Source organism: Paludisphaera soli (assembly GCF_011064595.1).
Lineage (GTDB): Bacteria > Planctomycetota > Planctomycetia > Isosphaerales > Isosphaeraceae > Paludisphaera > Paludisphaera soli.
On record NZ_JAALJI010000091.1, the window covers coordinates 1 to 2,261 of the forward strand.

Below are 2,261 nucleotides of genomic sequence, written 5' to 3' on the forward strand. Positions count from 1 at the left end.
TCGGGTTCGATTATCCTCTGTCGAGGGTCGGTCCTCGATACGAGATCGAGGCGGGCCTGACGGCGACCGACCTACCGAGGTCCGGCGAGGAGGCAGGCGATGCGGCCTGAGGTGGAAGCGACCGGCCCCAGGATGATCAGGAACCTCGGCGGCATGGCGGGGGCGATCGCCGCGGGAGACCCGGAATGACGGACGACATCCAGCATTCCCTGATCGCCGCCCTGCTCATCTGGTCGCTCCTCTCGCTGGGCACGGCCACTATCGGCCTTTACGCCCGCCCCGGAGAGTTCTGGCGGTCCTTCTGGCTCATGAGCGGGCTCTGGGGGCTGATCAACGGGCTGATCGCCTGGTACGCCTTGGTCGGCGGGGGTCGATCCCCGGCGCAACTGCTGCCGGTCCTCCGCATCAACACCGGACTCGACGTCCTTTACCTCGTGGTCGCCGGGATCTTGCTGAGCCGCAAGAAGCCCCTCCTTCGTGGCTTCGGGACGGGCGTCTTCGTGCAGGGGGCGTTCCTCCTGCTGTTCGACGGGTACTACTGGTGGCTGTGCGCCCAGGCCACGTGACGACCAGAGGCGAGGCTCACAGCCGTGGGAGCTGGTCCTCGTCGGGCTTCGTCGCTCATCGGTCCGCTCACGGTCGTACCGCCGTCGCCACGTCCCGTCTCAACTTGGGAAGAATGCGGCTCGCCATGACTGTAACGCCCGCTCCGCCGCTGGTCCTGACCCGCAGGATTCACCGCCGACCACCATCAGCATGAGCCGCTCCCAGATCGGATCAGGGTGCCTCGATCAACTTCATGGGGGCGGCACCGGCGTTGGCTCGAACCGTCATGGCTTCGGCCTGCTCCTCGACAGGCCGCCTCGCCAGGGCCTCGGCAACCCGAGTGCGGGCCGCCCTGACCAACCTGAGTCGATCTCACACCTGGCGAACCGCCGTGCCTTGCCGGCGAGGACCGTGGCGACCGCGGTGGAGCCCGAGCCCAGGCGCAAGTCCACGACCAGGCAGCCCGGCGGGCACAGCGACCGGACCAGGGCCGCCGAGGTCCCCACGTCCTGCTGCCAGGCGTGCAGGCTCTTGTCGCACTCCTCCGAGCGGAACACGTCCTCCAGGACGCCGTTGAGCCGCGGCCGCCCCGCCTTGCCGTTGCGGAGGATGAGGTACGGCGTCCACCGGTACTTCAACTGCCCGGCGTTGCGGATCGCCCGGAACTTGTGGACCTCGGCGACCGTCCATTCGTACCGCGGGCCGGCCGCCTGGATGCTGGCCAGGAAGTAGGGCAAGTAGATCCCGGTGAAGCAGGCCGGCATGCCGTCGGGCCTGAGCAAGCGGGCGGCGGCCCCGGCCGGCGACGGGCCGAGCTTCGCCTCCCAGGGCTGCTCGGTGAGCCTTGTGATTTGAAGAGCTTACGACTTCCAGGCCCTTGCCTTGTCGGGCCGACTGGGGTCGGCTAGACTTCCTGGTTTGCAGGCCAGGCCCATGCGGCGAAGCGTTCGGAGGTCGAGCGTGGAGACCAGCGAAGCGGCTGGCCCCTCCGAATGAATCCGGGCCTCGATCATGGTCGGCAGCACAGCATCCAAGACACCCGAAGTCGGCCAGGCTGTGCGAGTCCGCAATCGCCTTGCGACGATCCGTGCCGTCGAAGCCTACGACACCCGCTCCGCCCAAGGCCGTCTCCACGTCGTCGATGTCGAGTACCTCGACGACTGGCGTTACCCCGAGTCGGAGCAGTTGCTCTGGGAAGTCGAGGCCACGGCCACGATTCTGGGGACGACCACCCTGCCGGGGGTCGATGCAAACCGGCCCGACAGCCCCGAGGCGTTGCAGGCGTTCGTCAACGCCCACCGGTGGACCCGGCTGAACCGACTGCGAGAGGGCGAGTCCATCGATGACGAGCCGCTCTTGGGCGTCTGGAACTCGGCCATCCAGGTCCATGCCTACCAGCTTGAGCCCGTCCTGAAGGCCCTGGCGATGCCCCGTGTCAGCCTGCTCCTGGCCGACGGGGTGGGATTGGGCAAGACGATCCAGGCGGGACTGGTCCTGGAAGAACTCCTCCTGCGTCGTCGCATCCGCCGCATTCTCGTCGTCTGCCCGGCGATGCTCCAGCGGCAGTGGAGGTACGAACTGCGGCGCAAATTCAACCTCGACTTCGAGGTGATCGACTCGGATTCGACGTTCGGGCTCCGACGCCGCCTGGGTATCGACACGAACCCCTGGAAAGCCTTCCCCCGCATCATCACCTCGATGGACTACCTCCGCAT

General features: G+C 67.4%; 3 protein-coding genes. 2 read left to right on the forward strand and 1 reads right to left on the reverse strand.

Going from position 1 to position 2,261, the window contains the following annotated elements; all coding sequences use genetic code 11:
• The first annotated feature begins 185 nt into the window (after nucleotides 1-185).
• Entirely contained in the window at nucleotides 186-566 is a 381-nt protein-coding gene (locus tag G6O68_RS31595; protein ID WP_165253699.1) for a DUF6992 family protein, read from the forward strand.
• 264 nt (nucleotides 567-830) lie between these two features.
• Here the strand turns inward: G6O68_RS31595 and G6O68_RS31600 are convergent, their stop codons facing one another.
• The gene (locus tag G6O68_RS31600) at nucleotides 831-1,328 is read right to left on the reverse strand and encodes a hypothetical protein (protein WP_165253701.1); all 498 of its coding nucleotides are present in this window, start codon (nucleotides 1,326-1,328) and stop codon (nucleotides 831-833) included.
• A gap of 274 nt (nucleotides 1,329-1,602) precedes the next feature.
• On the opposite strand from G6O68_RS31600, the gene G6O68_RS31605 reads away from it, so the two are divergent.
• A partial coding sequence (locus tag G6O68_RS31605; protein WP_165253703.1) for an SNF2-related protein occupies nucleotides 1,603-2,261 on the forward strand: 659 nt, incomplete at its 3' end.